Raw genomic sequence first — 17,096 nt, forward strand, 5'->3', positions numbered from 1 at the left:
TGTTACTGTTTTTTCAACTTGAGACTCCAAAAAGTTTTCTGCACCACTAAGCTGTAAAAGAGTCGCTTCTGTCTGCTTGCGTTCTAGGTTCTCAACCCGCAGTTGTTTAATTCGCATCTGTAGCGCTTCATTTGCTTCCTTCAAAGCAGCCTGCGCTCGTTTACGATCAGTAATATTCGTTAAAGAACCACATATTTCTCCTTGATCTTCAGAACGGGCTGATAACTCTAACCAGACAATCTCTGAATTTTTATGATGAAAACGTAATTCTCTACCTGCTAAATCCTGGTTATCATACATTTGACTCAAAAAATTCAACCAAACTTCTCGATCTTCGGCATGGAGATAATCATCGATGGGGCGATTTAAACATTCCTCAGCACTATAACCCAAAGTCATTGTCCAAGCTTTGTTCAAAAGTGTAATATTACCTGCTTGATCACATTTAAATACAATCTCACGTAGATTTTCAACTAACTCTCGATAACGCCGTTCTGATTCTGATATTTTTTCAATTAAACGATATTGAATCTGCGTATGCAGCTCGTTCTCAGCTAACAAATCTGGCTTCATAAACTTTTATATTGGTAGAAGTGACAGGAATTATTAAAAAAGTATTTCTATCATTCCCAAGACCCTATGAGATAAGCAAAGCTACTCGTAGCAATTTGTAGGGATAGAATTAACTATTCCCTATCTCTACGAGTAAAATTGCTATTTACAGAAATTTCTGGTTTAGATGGTAACAGTTAGCTGTAGATGACTGAGTAGTTCTTTGTGGGTTATTACTTCTGCATACAGCGGAAAAATATTACTACAATAAAACTCTTGCTCAAATACGGTACGGGCTGAAGTGCAGTCTGACAAAATTGTCACATGATAGCCTTTTTCGTGGGCAGATCTACCAGTAGAATCAATACATATTGATGTTACAGCCCCTGCTATAACAACCTCTGTGATTTCTCTCTCCTGAAGAATTTCACCCAGATTAGTATTGATGAAAGCATTAAATCCGCGTTTACCAGGTACTTCTAGTATTCTTTTTTGAAAAGGTATTAACTCCTTAATTGTTTCTGATCCCAGAGTTCCCATTTGAAAGGCATTGACTTCTTTAATTGTTTTCAGAATACCAATTGGCTCAATTAATTCTTCATAGTTAGGGGTAAAAAATATCGGAGTCGTGACTATTAGTGCAGATGTGGAAAACAAACACTCCAGAAGATGAACTGTATTTGATATGACATTTGTAACTTTCGATGATTCCTCTACCACTCGATATAAAATGCCATCCGGTGAAAAATAATCATTTTGATATCCAATAAGAATCAAAGCTATTTTTTCAGATTCCATAGTTTGTTTATTATGTTATGCGATATTATTGTTGAAGTTTTTAGTCAAATTTGATTTTGATAAGGTTGGTAGAAAAAGAAAGCACGCATCCTGAAGATATTTATATTGTAGTACTTACTCGCTTAAGCGCTAATGTAATTTTTACTGATTTTTATCTAATTTCGATCTTTTTGGCTCAGAGGTAGGGTTTAAAAATAAATAAATAACCTACACTCAATCAACTTTTTGATTTCTTTAGATAAAACAGTTTAATTATGAAATATCTTTATGAAATTTCAGATATAAATTTTATTATTTTCTTTATATATTATTAATTTGATTTCAATTTTGCAGTTATAATTCCATAATGCCTAGAAAATTTAGCACTTACAAAGTGACTAGCAAAGATTTGATTATAAATGGAAAAAGACGCCTTAACGTTGATTACCAATATTAATAGACTGCAACATTTTTTCGCGCTTTTTACGGGCAATTTCTTGTAAATCAACAGTTCTATCAGTCTCATCCACAATTTCACCAGTAATCACTTCCAGCACATCTTCCAAAGTGACTACACCAGCAACATCACCGTATTCGTCAACGACAACTGCTAAATGTTCACGCGCTTCTATAAAGTTTTTTAATAGTTTATCTGCTCGAATTATTTCGGGAACAAAGTGGACTTTCCGAGCTAAATTAGCGATTTTTTCATCGTTATTACCTTCTACCATCGCTGTGAGTAAATTTTGTTTTAAGGCAAAGCCAATAACTTGATCTATAGATTCATCGACGACAATAATTCGGGTATGTTGGGAGGCAATAATATCTTTTTTTGCTTCTGTGAGGGTCAGGTGACCGCGTATATATGTCAGCATAATTCTGGGTGTCATCAAGTCGGCTGCGGTGACATCATTTAATCTAAACACCCTTTGAATCATTTCTGCTTCATCACTTTCAATAATTCCCTCTTGTTGTCCAATATTTGCTAGTAGTTTAATTTCAGCTTCATTGGTTGTTGGTCGTTTTTTGACTTTAAAAAACCTTGCCGTCAAATTTTCAATGATCCACACTAAAGGTGTAAAGATAATCGAAAGTCCGGTGACAGGTAAAGCTGCTAGTAAAGCAATTGATTCTGAATAGCGTTCTCCAATTGTCTTGGGAATGATTTCTGCAAAAATGATAATTAAAAAGGTGAATACTCCCGAAAATATCCCCAGCCAGGTATCGCCTAAAATTTGAGTAGCAATGCTACCTGTAAGAATACTGCCAACTATATTGAAAATATTATTAAGTATGACGATGGTGGCAATTGGTCGATTCATATTTTCTCGAATTGCCAAAAGCGCCACAGCAGAAGGATTGTTTGATTGTGCTAATTGTCGGACTCGCAGAGGAGACACAGAGAACAGCGCAGTCTCTATGCTAGAACAAAGCGCTGAACCGATAATCACAACAAGTACGACGATAATAAGCTGGAGCATACAGTTTCCCAAGTATGGGAATGGTAAAGTTGGGGCTAGCGATCGCTAATTGATGCGCTATCTTAAAAATTTGAGTATGGTTTTTCTATTTTACCCGGAATATCGGGAAAACTACCCCCAACTAAAAACCACCAATTTAAACCAAATATTTCTTTAAACGTTCTGCGAGAACTTGCACATGAGGTTCCAGCACAAATGAGTAGTGATGTCCAGGTACTTTACAAATCTCTATTTCATCTGCTGCTAGTACTGAAAACAACTCAACCCAGACTAAAGTCGGGTCTGGAGCCATAATATGTTTTTCACTGGCTCTAAATATAGTGACTTTTCCTGGATAGGGACGACGTTGGTAGGCATAGGTGGCTTTTAATGTGCCTACAAGCACTTCTAAAATCCGGCGATTATTTTGCTGCTGAACGGTTGGCGGGAATATTTGGGCTTTTTTGGCTTTGTCGATAATATAGTCGATTTTTTCTTCTATATTCAGGTGGGCAATTTCTTCAGGCTCTACTAAATTATCTTGACCAAACATACCGCCAAAGACGCGAGATACAACCCCTACTAAGTAAGAATTATCAATTTCTTTGGCTTTGTCTAGCAATATTGGGACATAAGAATCTAACACTGCTAATAAAGAAACTTCTTGCCCCTGCTGGACTAATTGTTGCGCTACTTCATAAGCAACAACGCCCCCAAAAGACCAACCACCTATTTGATAAGGGCCTTCTGGTTGAACTTTTTGTATGGCTTTGACGTAAAGACTCGCCATATCTTCTATTGTTTCTAGGGGTGGTTTTGTTCCATTAAATCCTTGAGCTTGTAACCCATAGAATGGTTGCTCAGTACCCAGGTAACGAGCTAAATCGACGTAGCATAAAACATGACCTCCCGCTGGATGAACACAAAAGAAGGGACGTTTACTGCCTTGTGGTTGCAGAGGAATAATTGGAGAATCAAAATCTACTTCGTCTGATGAATTGATAACTTCTGCTAATTTTTCAATTGTGCCATTGGCAAACAAGGTGGCTAAGGGTAAATTTCGACCAAATTGCTTTTCTATGGCATTCATTAAATGAATCGCTGATAAAGAATTACCACCAATTTCAAAGAAGTTATTGGTTACACCCAGAGGTGAGATATTTAAAATTTCTGACCAAATTACTGCTAATTGCTGTTCTAGCTCATTCCGGGGGGCAATTATAGTTTCATCTCCACTCAAAATAGAAGAGTCGGGTTGAGGGAGAGAACGCCTGTCTACTTTACCACTGGGGTTGAGAGGAAGTGATTCTAGAATTACAAAGGCTGAGGGAACCATGTAGTCGGGGAGGGTGTGCTTGAGAAAACTGCGTAACTCGTTGGGTGTGGGTTGCTGTTGTGGTGTGACAATATAAGCAATTAATCGTTGCTGATTTAAGTGGTCTGTTTGAGTAATCACAACTGCTTCCCGAATCTGTGGGTGTTGAGTTAACGAGTTCTCAATTTCGCCTAATTCAATCCGCAAGCCGCGAATCTTGACTTGATGGTCAATGCGTCCGATGTACTCGATGTTGCCATCGGGTAAATAACGGGCTAAGTCTCCTGTTTTATATAGCTTTTCACCATCAATAAAAGGATGGGAAATAAATCTTTCTTGTGTTAACTCTGGACGGTTGAGATAACCTCTGGCAACTCCTACACCACCAATATAAAGTTCACCTGTTGTTCCTAGTGGGACTAATTGCAGATGGGAGTCGAGAATGTATAACTGAGTGTTGGCGATCGCTCTCCCTATAGGTACACTTTTTAAGGTACTCTGGCGTTGACACTGCCAATAGGTGACATCAATAGCGGCTTCTGTGGGGCCGTAGAGGTTGTGGAGTTGGCATTCCATCCGCGCAAAAAACCGTTCTTGGAGGTCAACTGGTAACGCTTCTCCACTACAAAACACGCGTTGGAGAGATTGACAACTTTCTAAATTTTTGGCTTCGAGAAACACCTGCAACATGGAAGGAACAAAATGCAGCGTCGTAATTCCTTCATGAACAATAGTATTAACTAAATAAGCAGTATCTCTATGTCCTCCAGGTTGCGCCATTACTAAACGCGCCCCAGTCAATAGCGGCCAGAAAAATTCCCACACAGAAACATCAAAACTAAAAGGTGTTTTTTGCAGTATCCTATCTGTGGCATTTAGTTGGTAAGTTTCTTGCATCCACAGTAAGCGGTTACAAATTCCCCGATGGGTGTTCATTGCACCTTTGGGTTTACCAGTGGAACCAGAAGTGTAGATGACATAGGCTAAATCTGTGGAACTGATGCTGGAATCAGGATTTTTATTACTGCTGTGTGAGATAGTTTCCCAGTCAGTATCTAAACAAATTTTCAGGGTGTTTCCAGGTAAATTATTCACCAAATGACTTTGGGTGAGTAGCACATTAGCTTGACAACCATCTAGCATATATGCTATGCGTTCCTGGGGATATTCCGGGTCAATAGGTACATAAGCACCGCCAGACTTGAGAATTGCCAACAATCCCACAACCATTTCCAGGGAACGTTCTACACAAATCGCTACCAGTACATCAGGCTTAACGCCTAAAGTTTGTAAGTAATGAGCTAACTGATTAGCGCGAGAATTAAGTTGTTCATAGGTCAAACTTTCACCTGCAAACGTCACCGCAACAGCATTTGGTGTCAGTTCTACCTGTGTCTCAATTAATTGGTGCAAACATCGAGATAAATCATAGTCAGTTTGCGTATTATTCCATTCAATCAACTGTTGATGGCGTTCAGCGGCATTTAATAAAGGAAGTTGAGCAATACTGGATGAAGAATTATGAGCGATTACGCCAAGCGTAGCGCCAGAGGCGACCGCCTCTAACAAATTCTCAAAATGCCCTACCATTCTCGTTATGGTGGCAGAATCTAACAAATCACAGTTATACAGAAAGTTGCAAACCAGAGAATCAGACAGCGCCACCACTTCCAAAGTCAAATCAAACTCTGTTCGCTGTTGGGTGATATGAAAATACTCTAACTCCGAGTTTTCTCCCCATAAGTGTGAGAGAGTTGGTAAATCTTGAACATCCTCATAAGCAAAAGCCACCTGACAGATAGGAGGATGACTAAGTTTGAAATCTGGTTGCAGTTGTCTGACTAACACAGGAAACGGATAATCTTGATAAGCAATTGCTTCTGTACAGACTTCCTGAACGTGTTTGAGTAACTCCCGAAAATGTAAATTATCAACAACAGCAGACCGAACAACCATCAAATTAGTCGCATTTCCCACCACCGTCGGATTTTGTGCAGCCTGCATCCAACCGACTAAAACATCTTCTTCACCCGTATAACGTCGCAGCAAAACTTGAAAAGCCGTCAAAAGCAAAACAGATAAACTAACATTCTCCGCCTCTGCTAAACCTTGAAGCTGCTGATAAACTTCCCCCTCAATCTTAAATCTCTCCCCTACCCCCTGATAACTCCGCATCGTTGGACGAGACTGACTCATGGGTAAATCCAGAACAGGTAACACCCCAGATAACTTACCTCCCCAATAATCCTCCAGTTCCCTCAGCCGAGAACCCGCCAACAAGCCCACCTCTCGCAACACATAATCCTCATAACTTCTTACCTCCGCGCCTCTATAACTTTGCGTGATATTATTTCCCAATAACTCATCCACACAAACCAACAAAGAACACCAATCACAAGCAATATGATGCACACTCAATAGCAAAACATGGTCTGTAGGAGAACAACTAAATAGAGTAACTCTTGCTACCAAACCCGCCTCTAGGTTAAACGGTTGCTTCACAGATGCGAGTAAATTTTCCTGTAACTCACAATCATTCCACCCAGAAGCATCAACCTGTTCAATAGGCAACTTAGTAATATTACATACTCGCTGCATCACTTGGTTATTTTTTTGATAGTAACCAGTTCGTAAGCAAGAATGGCGAGATAAGAGGTTATGAAAGCCGGTTTTTAATGTAGAGAAATTAATTTGTGATTTTACCCTGACAGCAAAGGCCAGTTTATCAGCCAAACCTTCTGGTGCTAGTTTGTAGAGGAACCATGTTGACTGCTGGACTTGAGACAGGGGAAATGGTTTGTAGTTTTCTGCGGAATTAAGTTCGTGTTTGAGTGTGATTTGCATAGATAATTGTTAATTCGTAATTCGTAATTGAGAAGTTTAGTGATTTTTTTCACGCAGAGGCGCAGAGGCGCAGAGGAGAGTATGAGTAAGTTTCCCCACTCCCTATTCCCTACTCCCCTCTTCTAGTCGCCGCCTAGTTCTACTAATTTGCCGATGTTGAAGTCGATTTTTACCCAGCTTTTGAGTTGTTGCAGGTTTTTCAGTAAAAGTAAGGTAATCTGCCAGTGGTGTAAGGTTAAAAATGGTACTGGGTCATCAAGTTGATAAATGGCATCAGTGCCTCGGATTAGGTTTTTCAACCAAGTTTGTAATTGTTTTAAGGAGCGAATGTCGGTGAGTCGCCAAATTTCGTGATATAGCCAATATGTGGGTTTACTATTTGCTAGAGGTTGCAGTGGTTCTGGTTGAGGAGTTTTTTCCAGATATGCTGCTGCTACGCCTGGGTGATTGTAGAACATGGTAATGGCTGAATGGGTACGGGGATTACATTCAATGGCGTAGACTTGGCCGTCTTCGGCTTGGATGAAGTCGAAGGATACTTGTCCGGTTAGTTTCAAACCTTTGACAAAGTGTTGCACCCATTCTTTGATTTGGGGATTTTCTATTTGTTCGTAGTTGATTTGAAAGGCGGATGAGTTGGAACAGCAATGCAAATTTAATTCTCCATCCCGGACTGTACTATGAGTACATAATTCCTTCCCAGGAATAAACTCTTGCATAATCCAAGGTTTTTCGGGACTGATGGGTAAACTTTTAACAAAGGCGGCTGTGGCTTCTGGAGTGTCGCAGGGAAGTTTGGTTAAGTCCAAGCGGCGCACGGAATCGTAGTCAATGCTTTTGAGGATATATTTGCGGGTTTCTTGACTAAAGTCGAAATTGATTACTTGTTCGGGATCTGTAATTTTAAAAGATTTGGGAACAGATAAACCAAGCGATCGCGCTTTCTCGGTAAAGGCAAATTTATCATCCAGCATTTTGGTGATATCTGCATCAAAATGGAACACTTCACAATATTTTGATAATGCAGGCTTGGCTAATGAATCATAATAGCTAGCCACAGGGCTACATACAGGCACATACACGTCAATCTTTTCTTTTTTGACGATTTCCACCAAAGCCTGAATATATGCTTCTGGGTCGCTTTGTGGTGCGGGAACTGTATAAAAACGACTTACAGCTTTCGAGAATTTATGTCCAGATAACCAGTATTTATGACTCTCAACCAAAATGACTCGGTGCCCTGCTGCATGGAAAGAACGAGCCAACTGCAAAGCCTTTGTCATCTTCGCTCCACTCACCAAGATGGTTTTCGGTTGAGTAGTTACGACAACTTTCTGAATAAATAAATTACGTATAATTGCTATGGGTAGAGATAATACAACTACCAGAGCATTCAAAGGCAAAGCCAAAAACAATAACAATAAAGTAGCGATAGTCTTGAATAAAGCCCATATCTTCACCTTCACAGCCATCACTGGCGTTGTCGATTCAGGCAAAGATAAAGAAATCGATTGTGTCATACTCTGCGCCCCTTTGCGCTTTCCTTCGCGTTCCTTTGCATTTAACAATTCTGAGGATGGGCGACACTAGCCACCCATCCGAAAAAACCTTAAACCAAGCGTCTAATTAAAGTCACCCCATCTCGTATGGGTAACAAAACCTGCTCTACACGTGGATCGGCCGCCACAACACGGTTAAATTGAGCGATCGCCTCACCATTTGCGGTACGTTGATCAGCAGGCAGATATACTTGTCCTTGCAACAAAGTATTATCGACGCAGATTAACCCGTCGACAGTCAATAAGTTAGCCTCCAAAATTATCTGGAAGTACTCTACATACTCCTTTTTATCGGCATCAATGAAGATCAAATCAAATGACTGTTTGGCTGCTGCTAACTTATGGAGTGTCTCTAAAGCCGGTGCTACCTCAACGGAAATCTTCTCACCGTGGGGCGAATCTTGAAAACAAGCTTGGGCAAATTGAGCGACATAGGAGTCTACTTCACAAGCAATCAATCGCCCCTCACTGGGTAAGGCTTCTGCCATGGCTAAGGCTGAATACCCTGTGAACATTCCCACTTCGAGGATGCGCTTGGCTTTGGTCATATGCACAAACATCTTGAGTGTCTGTCCTTCTAAATGACCAGAGAGCATTTCTTGTTCTAGTTGTCGGACTGTTTCTCCATCACTGAAGCGTTTACTCCAATCTTCTGCACTAGTCCTCTGGGCTAATGCTGTCAAGGCACTCGATTCGGGTGTGGTGCAATCATCGAGGTAAGGATCTAATCCTGCTGCTAATTGCAGAGTTTGCCGCAGAGAAGTCAATACCTCTTGAGGGATGTTATTTTCTTCTGCCGTTCTCAGAGTTTGCTGTAACTGCCATACAAGGATGCTATGAGGCGTTATCGGTCTAGCAGTGTGGCGTCCTAAAGTACTGGTCATGTATTTAAACTCCTAGTAGTTTCGATTCTGGAGTTTCAATATAGGCATCAATGCCATCGCCACCACGAGGTAATTTGGCGCATAAACGTTTGTGTTCCGCTAAGACTACATCAAGTTCTTCGCGGGTGAGGTCGTTAACAAAGAAGCACTCACCAATAGGTTTGGGCATGGCGGCGCGTTGTTTACCATCTCTTGTTAGGGTAATGGATTGGGTGGCATACCACAGTAAATCGCCATCTAGTAAAGGATGATCGATTGATAGACCGATGCGGCTCATCAAGCCCAAAATGCGATCGCGTTCTGCTGTGGTAATATATCCCCGTCTAGCAGCGATGGTTGCAGATAAAGCCATGTCTATATTCACGGCATGACCATGAAATAGAGGTACAAGTGGGGCTAATTCCAAGGTGGGACTCCATGTGTGACCATAGGCAATGACGCGATCTAGGTCTAGTTCATGTAGGTTGGGAGTCTCTAATTCCAACATGGTTTTGATGGCTTCATAGTTTAACTTATGAGCGATCGCTTGGAGTTCTTCTGTACCATTTACATAGCCAAAGTGAGTCCGCAGCAAGTCTTCGCCATATTCATCTAATAATTCAAAGACTTCTGAGTTCGCAACTACAGCTATTTTGATTAACTCTGCCATCCCATTACGAACTTGGGCTGTAGGTAAGGTCTTTAAAAAGGAAAAGTCCAAAATAACTTTCTGCGGCGCATGATATGCACCCAAGCGATTTTTTAACTTGCGATGGTTGACTGCAACCTTAATCGCTACACCTGCATCTATCAAACCAATTAATGTGGTAGGAACGCGAATATAGTTACTCTTGCGACGGTAAGCAGCACAAGCAAACCCAGCCACATCTGTGGTTAAACCACCACCCACAACTAAAACTGGTTCTTTGCGAACTAAGCCAAAGTCCGAAAACGCGTCAACAATTTTTTCAAAGGTCGCCAGGGTTTTGGTCGGCTCAGTAATCACAATGGGAACTACAGTAAGTTCAATATCATAATGTTTAAAATATGACTTGATTTGCTCACCGTACAATTTATTTACATTGGCATCAATTACAGTCAAACAGCGGCCAAATTTTTCGTAACTGTCAGCAATTTCTTTGTTATTGATGTCAAATGCACCGTTGACATAGACAAGACTAAACTCAATTTTCTCGTAACCTTCTACGCGAAATTCAGCTTCCGTTGCTGCAAAGGACGCTTGTACATTATTCATTTCTGTTGACCTTGGTGTAACTAAAATTTTCAGAACAATCTAGGCAAAACTATAAGTTTCACCTGTTATATAGCAACCACAAACTGTGCTTTTGTCAGATCAAAATCCATAACCCTAATTATGAATTATGCCAAAGCATTCGCAAGCAGGCTTTCATTCAAAAACCCCATTGCTATTGCTGGCAATGTTAATTAATAACATCACCTATGTATACAAATTTTGTAGGTTAATCTCTCATTCAAGATTACCTTAAGGTTAATTAACTAATCCCATGAAGAAATTATCACCATCATGCTGGCGCTGATGGAAGATTGTTAATTATATTTCAGGAAATTGACTCGAACTTAGATTAACGCCATTCTTTTAATTAATAATGGCTTGCCAATTGTGCGATTTCGCAAAAATTCTATTTTAGAAACCTGCTCAGAGCAACTATTTCCAGGCTTCCATTTGAGATTACAGCCCTGATTAACGTTCTGATCACTGTTATTTAGCATTAGTCCAAAACCTTAACATGAATAAATTGGTGACACTCTGCTGAAATTAGAGTGACGATGTACTTCCAGAAAGTTAACCTGCATTTGGATTAACTCTGCTATGCATCCTACTATATTTATCTATAGTGGATTTTGACTACTTGACTCTGCAAAAATGGGGTCACGGAAACTGTCTAGATAAATTATCTCCAGGTTTCCATTTCAGATTACAGCTCTGATTAACTTTCAGTTCGCTGTGTTTTCGCATGAGTCTCGAACCTTATATCACTAAAATTGTTACACTCTGTCTGATTCAGAATGATAGTGGACTTTTACTTTGATTCAGTTCAGTTACTATTCAGTACCAAATATACTAAGTCCGCAACTCTTGAAAATCAGAAGTTTTTATTCATCAGAGTTACTAATGACACAAATTAGTCTAACGCAATTAAGCGGCAATTTGCTATCAAGACATATTAAAAATATTTATATTTGTTTTTTTGCTTCATAATTTACTATTTCCAGCTAAAGCCATGAATAATTTTGGGGAAAATAATTTAAATAACGTTAAAAAATTAAGTATACAATCTTACATTGTTCATATATAGTTAGTTATTTTTAATACTTAAACAAAATATGTCCTAGGGGGGCCGATATTTTGACAACAATCATGGAGAAAAGATTGAAATTATCGTGTATTGACGACAACAAAAGTAGGCGATATCGGTCGGTGTTATTTCCCAGCCATAATGCGTCATCATAATTAATAGTGCATCTATCTGTTCTCATGCCCATGCAACAGTTATTTCCTGGTGAAGTATTCGCCAAAACGGCCGATTTTGATACAGGCATTCGCCAACTTTTACCTCGATATGACGAGATGTTGGCAGTCATTACCCATTGCTTGCCTGTGACAACTCATCGCATTTTAGAATTAGGCTGTGGGACAGGGGAACTGAGCCTGAAAATTCTCCAGCGCTTTCCCGATGCCCAAGTAATTGCTTTAGATTACTCACCCCGAATGCTGCAATTTGCTGAAACTAAAATCACCGCAGCTGGATATCAACACAGGTGGACTGGTATGGAAGCCGATTTTGGCGAATGGGCAGATAATTCCAGCAAGTTAGGCATTGGTAGCGAATTTGATGCCTGTGTGTCATCTTTGGCAATCCACCATCTTGATGATCAGATGAAGTTAAAGTTATTTCAGCAAATTGCCACCAGTCTCACCCAAGGCGGTTATTTTTGGAATGCAGATCCAGTATTACCGGAATCACCTACCCTCGCAGAAGTTTACAAAGCCGCGCGCGAGGAATGGGCAAGCCAACAGGGAGTTCCATTAACTGAAGTTCGCGCTAAACTTGGCACCAGCAGTACACAAGGGTATTCTAGTCAAGACCAGTTAGCTACTTTAGAGACACATTTACACATGCTGACAGCATCTGGATTTAAAACAGTGACAGTGCCTTGGAAATATTATGGTTTGGCTGTGTTTGGGGGTAGTAGGTAGTAGGGAGTGGGGAGTGGGGAAATCGGGGCCCCCTCTGGGGATAAGGGGTAATGGGGAGTGGGGAGTGGGGAATTTTGGTTTTGTGTTAATAAAGTGTACGCAGCGCAAATTTTAGATTGATTTTACAATATATCCCAGGCGGTTCCTTTATAGCCATAATCAAAAATCTCTGGATGCAAAATTTCTGCCAAAATTTCTAGGGAATCGGCTAATCGTGGCCCTGGGCGGTTAAAGAAGGCATTACCGTCAGTGATGTAAACTCTACCAGCCTGGGTGGCGTGGAGTTTTTCCCACTCTGGACGTTGAGTAAATAACTGGGCTTCTTGGCGAGTGCGATTTAAATCGAATCCACAGAGCATAAAGATAATTATGTCTGGATTGCTATTTATCAGTGTTTCCCAAGGTATGCGAGCCGAAGGTTTCCCAATTACACTAAACTGTGACTGTCCTCCTGCCAAATTAACGAGTTCGGGAATCCAATTTCCCGCAAACATTAAAGGATCTGTCCACTCAATACAGGAGACGGTGGGTAACTCTGTTAAAGAAAGCCCTTGAATTTTTTGCTGACATATAGTCACGCGAGCTTCTAAATTTTCTAAAACCTTAACTGAGTCTACGTCAAAGACGTGACTTACGCGCTCAATATCAGTCCACACGTCTTCTAGAAGATTCGGTTGTAAGGAAATAATTTGTGGTGAAGTATGAATCAGGCTAGCAACAGCTTTTTCTACGTCTTGTAGACTGACTGCACAGACATCACATTGGTCTTGAGTCAAAATGTGAGTGGGCTGTAATTTCTCTAAAACGTCTGTTTTGATGTCATAGATACTGAGCGCAGATTGCAACAAATTATTGACATCATCGTGAATTTTGCTGCTTGCTGCTTGGGAGTTTAAGCGTGGTTGTGTACAAACAGGGAGATTTTGGATTTCTGGAGGGTAATCACATTCATGCGATCGCCCGACAATTTCATTAGTTAACCCTAGTGTTGCTAAAATCTCTGTACCACTAGGAATTAATGAAACAATTCTTACATCTTTATTGGTCATTGAGCCACCTCCAGAAGATCTGCGTATTATTTTTAATTCTTACAAATTTTCCGCCTTAAAGTATCTTTCTCTAGGTGAATCTGCGGCTGTTCTGGTAATCAGTATTTACATGGTTAATTAGTCATAATTGCTCCTTGAGTCAAACAATTTTAGATTTTGCGGATCGCTAAAGCGTAAATCCCTGATCGGAAGAGGCGGGGGGAAAAATCCCTGTCCCGTTCGCGCATTACTACCTTCCCCCCTGCTCCCCACTCCCCTGACTCTTTTGTCCCCTAAGATAAATCTAGGTACTTGTACTATGAAGCAAGTATTGGTAATTATTGTAAATTGATTGTTACTAGCTTAAAGGAATGCTGAATGGGCTTATCAGACAGTCTTTGTTAATATAACCGCCCCTTAACTAAGTATAGAATTTTCATCAAGATATTATCAATCCAAATCCAATTTTTTCTAAAATTGCCTATGCAGCCCTTGTTTTCTGAGACTTTTTAGATGAAGTTGCTTTATTAAGTAACAAATCCCATAAGTACAATTTATTACTATTAATCATGTTTTCTAATGATTCAGAATCAACAGAGAGTATCAACCCTAACAGATTTACCCTAATGGAGTGATGCTATTTTGGAGTCTTCTATGTTATCTGAGTGTTAATCGTTAAAAATATGACCTCCCAGTACAATTTCAGCTGATTCAGAGCCAGTAATTTCTCGAAAGTGTGAGTACTTGACAGACTCAGTATATAAATATAGTTAGAAGATTTGATGAATAAAAATATACTGCCCGGTTATGAAAAACCCTGTGAAGTAATTGTAGTTAACACAGACGGTTCTACTTTTCCTGTAGACCCGCAAGGCAAAGTAATTTCTTTCCGGGGACAACAAATGCAGATGGTAGTGACTAAAGATATTACAGAACCTCAACAAGTACAAGAAGTCTTGCAACTTAAAGAGCAGGAGCGACGCAAACAAAGTCAGGCGCTAGTGCAATTAGCTAGAAGCAAAACGCTTCAACAAGGCAATCTGAATGCAGCACTCAGAGAAATAACCGAAATTGCGGCGCAAACCCTCTTGGTGAAGCGAGTTGGCGTGTGGTTATATAACGAAGACCGCTCTGCCATTGAATGTATCAATTTGTACGATGTGAGTAAAAAGGAACATACATCTGGTAAATATTTTTTAAAAGCGAATTATCCTGCTTATTTTCAGGCGTTAAAAGAAGAACGTAGCATTGCAGTCCATGATGCCATCGAAGACCAAAGAACCCAAGAGTTATCAACGGTTTATCTTTCTGTATTTGGGATCGCATCTTTGTTGGCTGCACCCATTTGGCTTGGGGGTCATTTGGTAGGGGTAGTCTGTCATGAACACTTTGGCGAAGTGCGTCATTGGAATTTGGCGGAAGAAAATTTTGCCGCCTCAATTGCAGATTTTGTCACCCTGGCTCTAGAAGCAAGCGATCGCAACGCCGCGCAAGAAGCATTACGACAAAGCGAGACTCAATTTCGGGCAATTTTTGAGCGTTCGTCCATTGGTATTGGACTGATCAATCTCAAAGCACAAGTAGTGGATATTAATCCCGCCTTGTGCCAGATGTTGGGATACAGCCGCCAAGAACTATGTGGTCAACGCTTCATCAATTACATTGCCCACCAAAAGGGAGATTTAGCAGTTTACAAACAACTAATTTCTGGAATCCATCTAGACGATGGTGAACAACTTATCGTCAAACAACACCTGGAGATGGAAAGACGCTTAATACACAAAGATGGTAGCCTAGTTTGGACTCAAATATCCGTTTCTATACTTCCAGACAGCAATGGTGCACCTGAATGTTTTTTAGCGATGATCGAAGACATTACTGAGCGCAAACAAATAGAGTTAAAACTACGTGCTTCTCAAGCAGCAGCAGAGGCGGGTAGTCGGGCAAAAAGTGAATTTTTAGCAACCATGAGCCATGAACTACGGACACCTCTCAATGCCATTATGGGCTTGTCTCAGTTGCTACAACAAGAAATGGTTGGCTCACTCAATGAGAAACAAAAGGAGTATATAAGTTGTATATACAGCAGTGGTGAACATCTACTGGCAGTAATTAACGATATCTTAGACTTATCTAAAATTGAAGCAGGTAAAGAAGAATTATCTGTATTACCTTTGTCAGTCCCAGAGCTATGTAATGCTGTCTTATCGACAGTCCGCGATCGCGCTATCGAGAAAGGATTACACCTCACAAGTGACATTGATTCCAAAGCAGACGTGTGTGTTGCAGATGCCCGGCGTATCAAACAAATGTTAATAAATCTTTTAACTAATGCTATTAAATTCACCCCAGCAGGTCAAGTTTCTTTACTAGTCCAAAAATTACCTGACGGTATTAATTTCACAGTTTCCGATACTGGTATTGGGATTGATGCCAATCAGTTTCAATTTCTATTTGAGCCTTTTAAACAATTAGACAGTCGATTAAATCGTCAATATGAAGGCACTGGCTTGGGTTTGGCTTTGACCCGCAAGTTAGCCCGGTTACATGGTGGAGATGTCACAGTAGTATCAAAACTAGGTGAAGGCAGTCAATTCACTTTATTTTTACCAGACCAAACTTATCCAGAGTAGGAGATGCATTGTTACTGAAATATTTTATTGTTGTATGGAGTCACGTTGATATGATTCCAAAGCGCCACTGCGAATCATCAGTTGCGGCCAAATTAAGATAAAAAATCCCATCCATGCTAAGACAGGTATGGCAACGAGGACTGTTAGCCAAATAATTTTAAATAATAACCAACTACTGCTAATTAAGATTACACCTGTAAGCAGGATAGACCAAGGCTGACACCACCAAGGTTTGTAGTGCCAGGGACTTAAAGATTTGTGTTCAGACATTGATTGGTCTTATGTAATGAGGGGCTTGCAATTTCCAAAGTATCCCATGTTCGTGAAAAATAGCACAATTACTACTTGCTAGCGTTTTAATTGCGCTCTCCATTCTTCCAAAGATATGTACTTGTTCTCGATTACATCTAAGACTTCGATGACATCACCTGTATTTAAGACACGAAACCAATAAATCGTTGTATTGTGGTCTGGTTCATCCTCAAATACCCGAACTGTGTAGTAGGGATCATCGGGTGTCGGATAACCATCAACAATTGCGCCAACTTTGATTGTCCCTTTGGATAGTTGTGAGATGATACGTGCTTTGCGTTGTACTTGCGGCAACTGCCAAACTAAGTTAAAAGCTGTTTTTTCATCAATTTCTTTGGTAGCCTGAGAAACCTTAACAGCAGTAGATGCGCCTAAATCTACAAAAGATGGTGAAGATTTGAGATTTATTTGCAAATACTTTTGGGGCTTCTGGCTAAGAGCTAACGTATCTGTAAATCCTATTAGCAGAGTAGCCATGATAGGACACCATATTAGTTTTTTCATGCTGTTTG

General features: G+C 40.2%; 12 protein-coding genes. 2 read left to right on the forward strand and 10 right to left on the reverse strand.

From position 1 onward, the window contains the following. From ACM0OS_RS14700 to ACM0OS_RS14730, 7 genes are all read right to left on the reverse strand, one after another. A partial coding sequence (locus tag ACM0OS_RS14700) for a PAS domain-containing protein (protein WP_414543930.1) occupies positions 1–573 on the reverse strand: 573 nt, incomplete at its 3' end. Between the two features lie 162 nt (positions 574–735). After that, positions 736–1,350 (reverse strand): cysteine hydrolase family protein, encoded by a 615-nt coding sequence (locus ACM0OS_RS14705; protein WP_414543931.1) that lies wholly within the window; start codon positions 1,348–1,350, stop codon positions 736–738. A gap of 413 nt (positions 1,351–1,763) precedes the next feature. Beyond that, positions 1,764–2,810, reverse strand: coding sequence for a hemolysin family protein (locus tag ACM0OS_RS14710; RefSeq protein ID WP_414543932.1), 1,047 nt, complete (start codon positions 2,808–2,810; stop codon positions 1,764–1,766). 136 nt (positions 2,811–2,946) lie between these two features. Then, complete coding sequence (locus tag ACM0OS_RS14715; RefSeq protein WP_414543933.1) at positions 2,947–6,948, reverse strand: amino acid adenylation domain-containing protein; 4,002 nt, start codon at positions 6,946–6,948, stop codon at positions 2,947–2,949. 122 nt (positions 6,949–7,070) lie between these two features. After that, positions 7,071–8,468, reverse strand: coding sequence for an ATP-grasp domain-containing protein (locus ACM0OS_RS14720; protein WP_414543934.1), 1,398 nt, complete (start codon positions 8,466–8,468; stop codon positions 7,071–7,073). 89 nt (positions 8,469–8,557) lie between these two features. Beyond that, a complete protein-coding gene (locus tag ACM0OS_RS14725; RefSeq protein WP_414543935.1) occupies positions 8,558–9,391 on the reverse strand; it encodes an O-methyltransferase in 834 nt (277 codons plus the stop codon). Positions 9,392–9,395: 4 nt separating this feature from the next. Next, the gene (locus ACM0OS_RS14730) at positions 9,396–10,625 is read right to left on the reverse strand and encodes a sedoheptulose 7-phosphate cyclase (RefSeq protein ID WP_414543936.1); all 1,230 of its coding nucleotides are present in this window, start codon (positions 10,623–10,625) and stop codon (positions 9,396–9,398) included. Between the two features lie 1,269 nt (positions 10,626–11,894). On the opposite strand from ACM0OS_RS14730, the gene ACM0OS_RS14735 reads away from it, so the two are divergent. Continuing rightward, positions 11,895–12,611 (forward strand): class I SAM-dependent methyltransferase, encoded by a 717-nt coding sequence (locus tag ACM0OS_RS14735; protein WP_414543970.1) that lies wholly within the window; start codon positions 11,895–11,897, stop codon positions 12,609–12,611. Positions 12,612–12,733: 122 nt separating this feature from the next. Here ACM0OS_RS14735 and ACM0OS_RS14740 read toward each other — a convergent pair whose 3' ends face one another. Next, positions 12,734–13,660, reverse strand: a complete 927-nt coding sequence (locus tag ACM0OS_RS14740; protein WP_414543937.1) for a cobalamin-binding protein — start codon at positions 13,658–13,660, stop codon at positions 12,734–12,736. A gap of 881 nt (positions 13,661–14,541) precedes the next feature. On the opposite strand from ACM0OS_RS14740, the gene ACM0OS_RS14745 reads away from it, so the two are divergent. Further along, positions 14,542–16,272 (forward strand): ATP-binding protein, encoded by a 1,731-nt coding sequence (locus ACM0OS_RS14745; protein ID WP_414543971.1) that lies wholly within the window; start codon positions 14,542–14,544, stop codon positions 16,270–16,272. A gap of 24 nt (positions 16,273–16,296) precedes the next feature. On the opposite strand, the gene ACM0OS_RS14750 is transcribed toward ACM0OS_RS14745, so the two are convergent. After that, on the reverse strand, positions 16,297–16,542 hold the full coding sequence (locus ACM0OS_RS14750; protein WP_414543938.1) for a DUF6737 family protein: 246 nt from the start codon (positions 16,540–16,542) through the stop codon (positions 16,297–16,299). Positions 16,543–16,620: 78 nt separating this feature from the next. Next, positions 16,621–17,061 carry a hypothetical protein gene (locus ACM0OS_RS14755; RefSeq protein WP_414543939.1) on the reverse strand — a complete coding sequence of 147 codons (441 nt, stop codon included), beginning with the start codon at positions 17,059–17,061 and terminating at the stop codon, positions 16,621–16,623. Positions 17,062–17,096: the final 35 nt, after the last annotated feature.

The sequence above is a fragment of the Nostoc sp. CCY0012 genome (assembly GCF_963920855.1).
GTDB lineage: Bacteria > Cyanobacteriota > Cyanobacteriia > Cyanobacteriales > Nostocaceae > Cyanocohniella.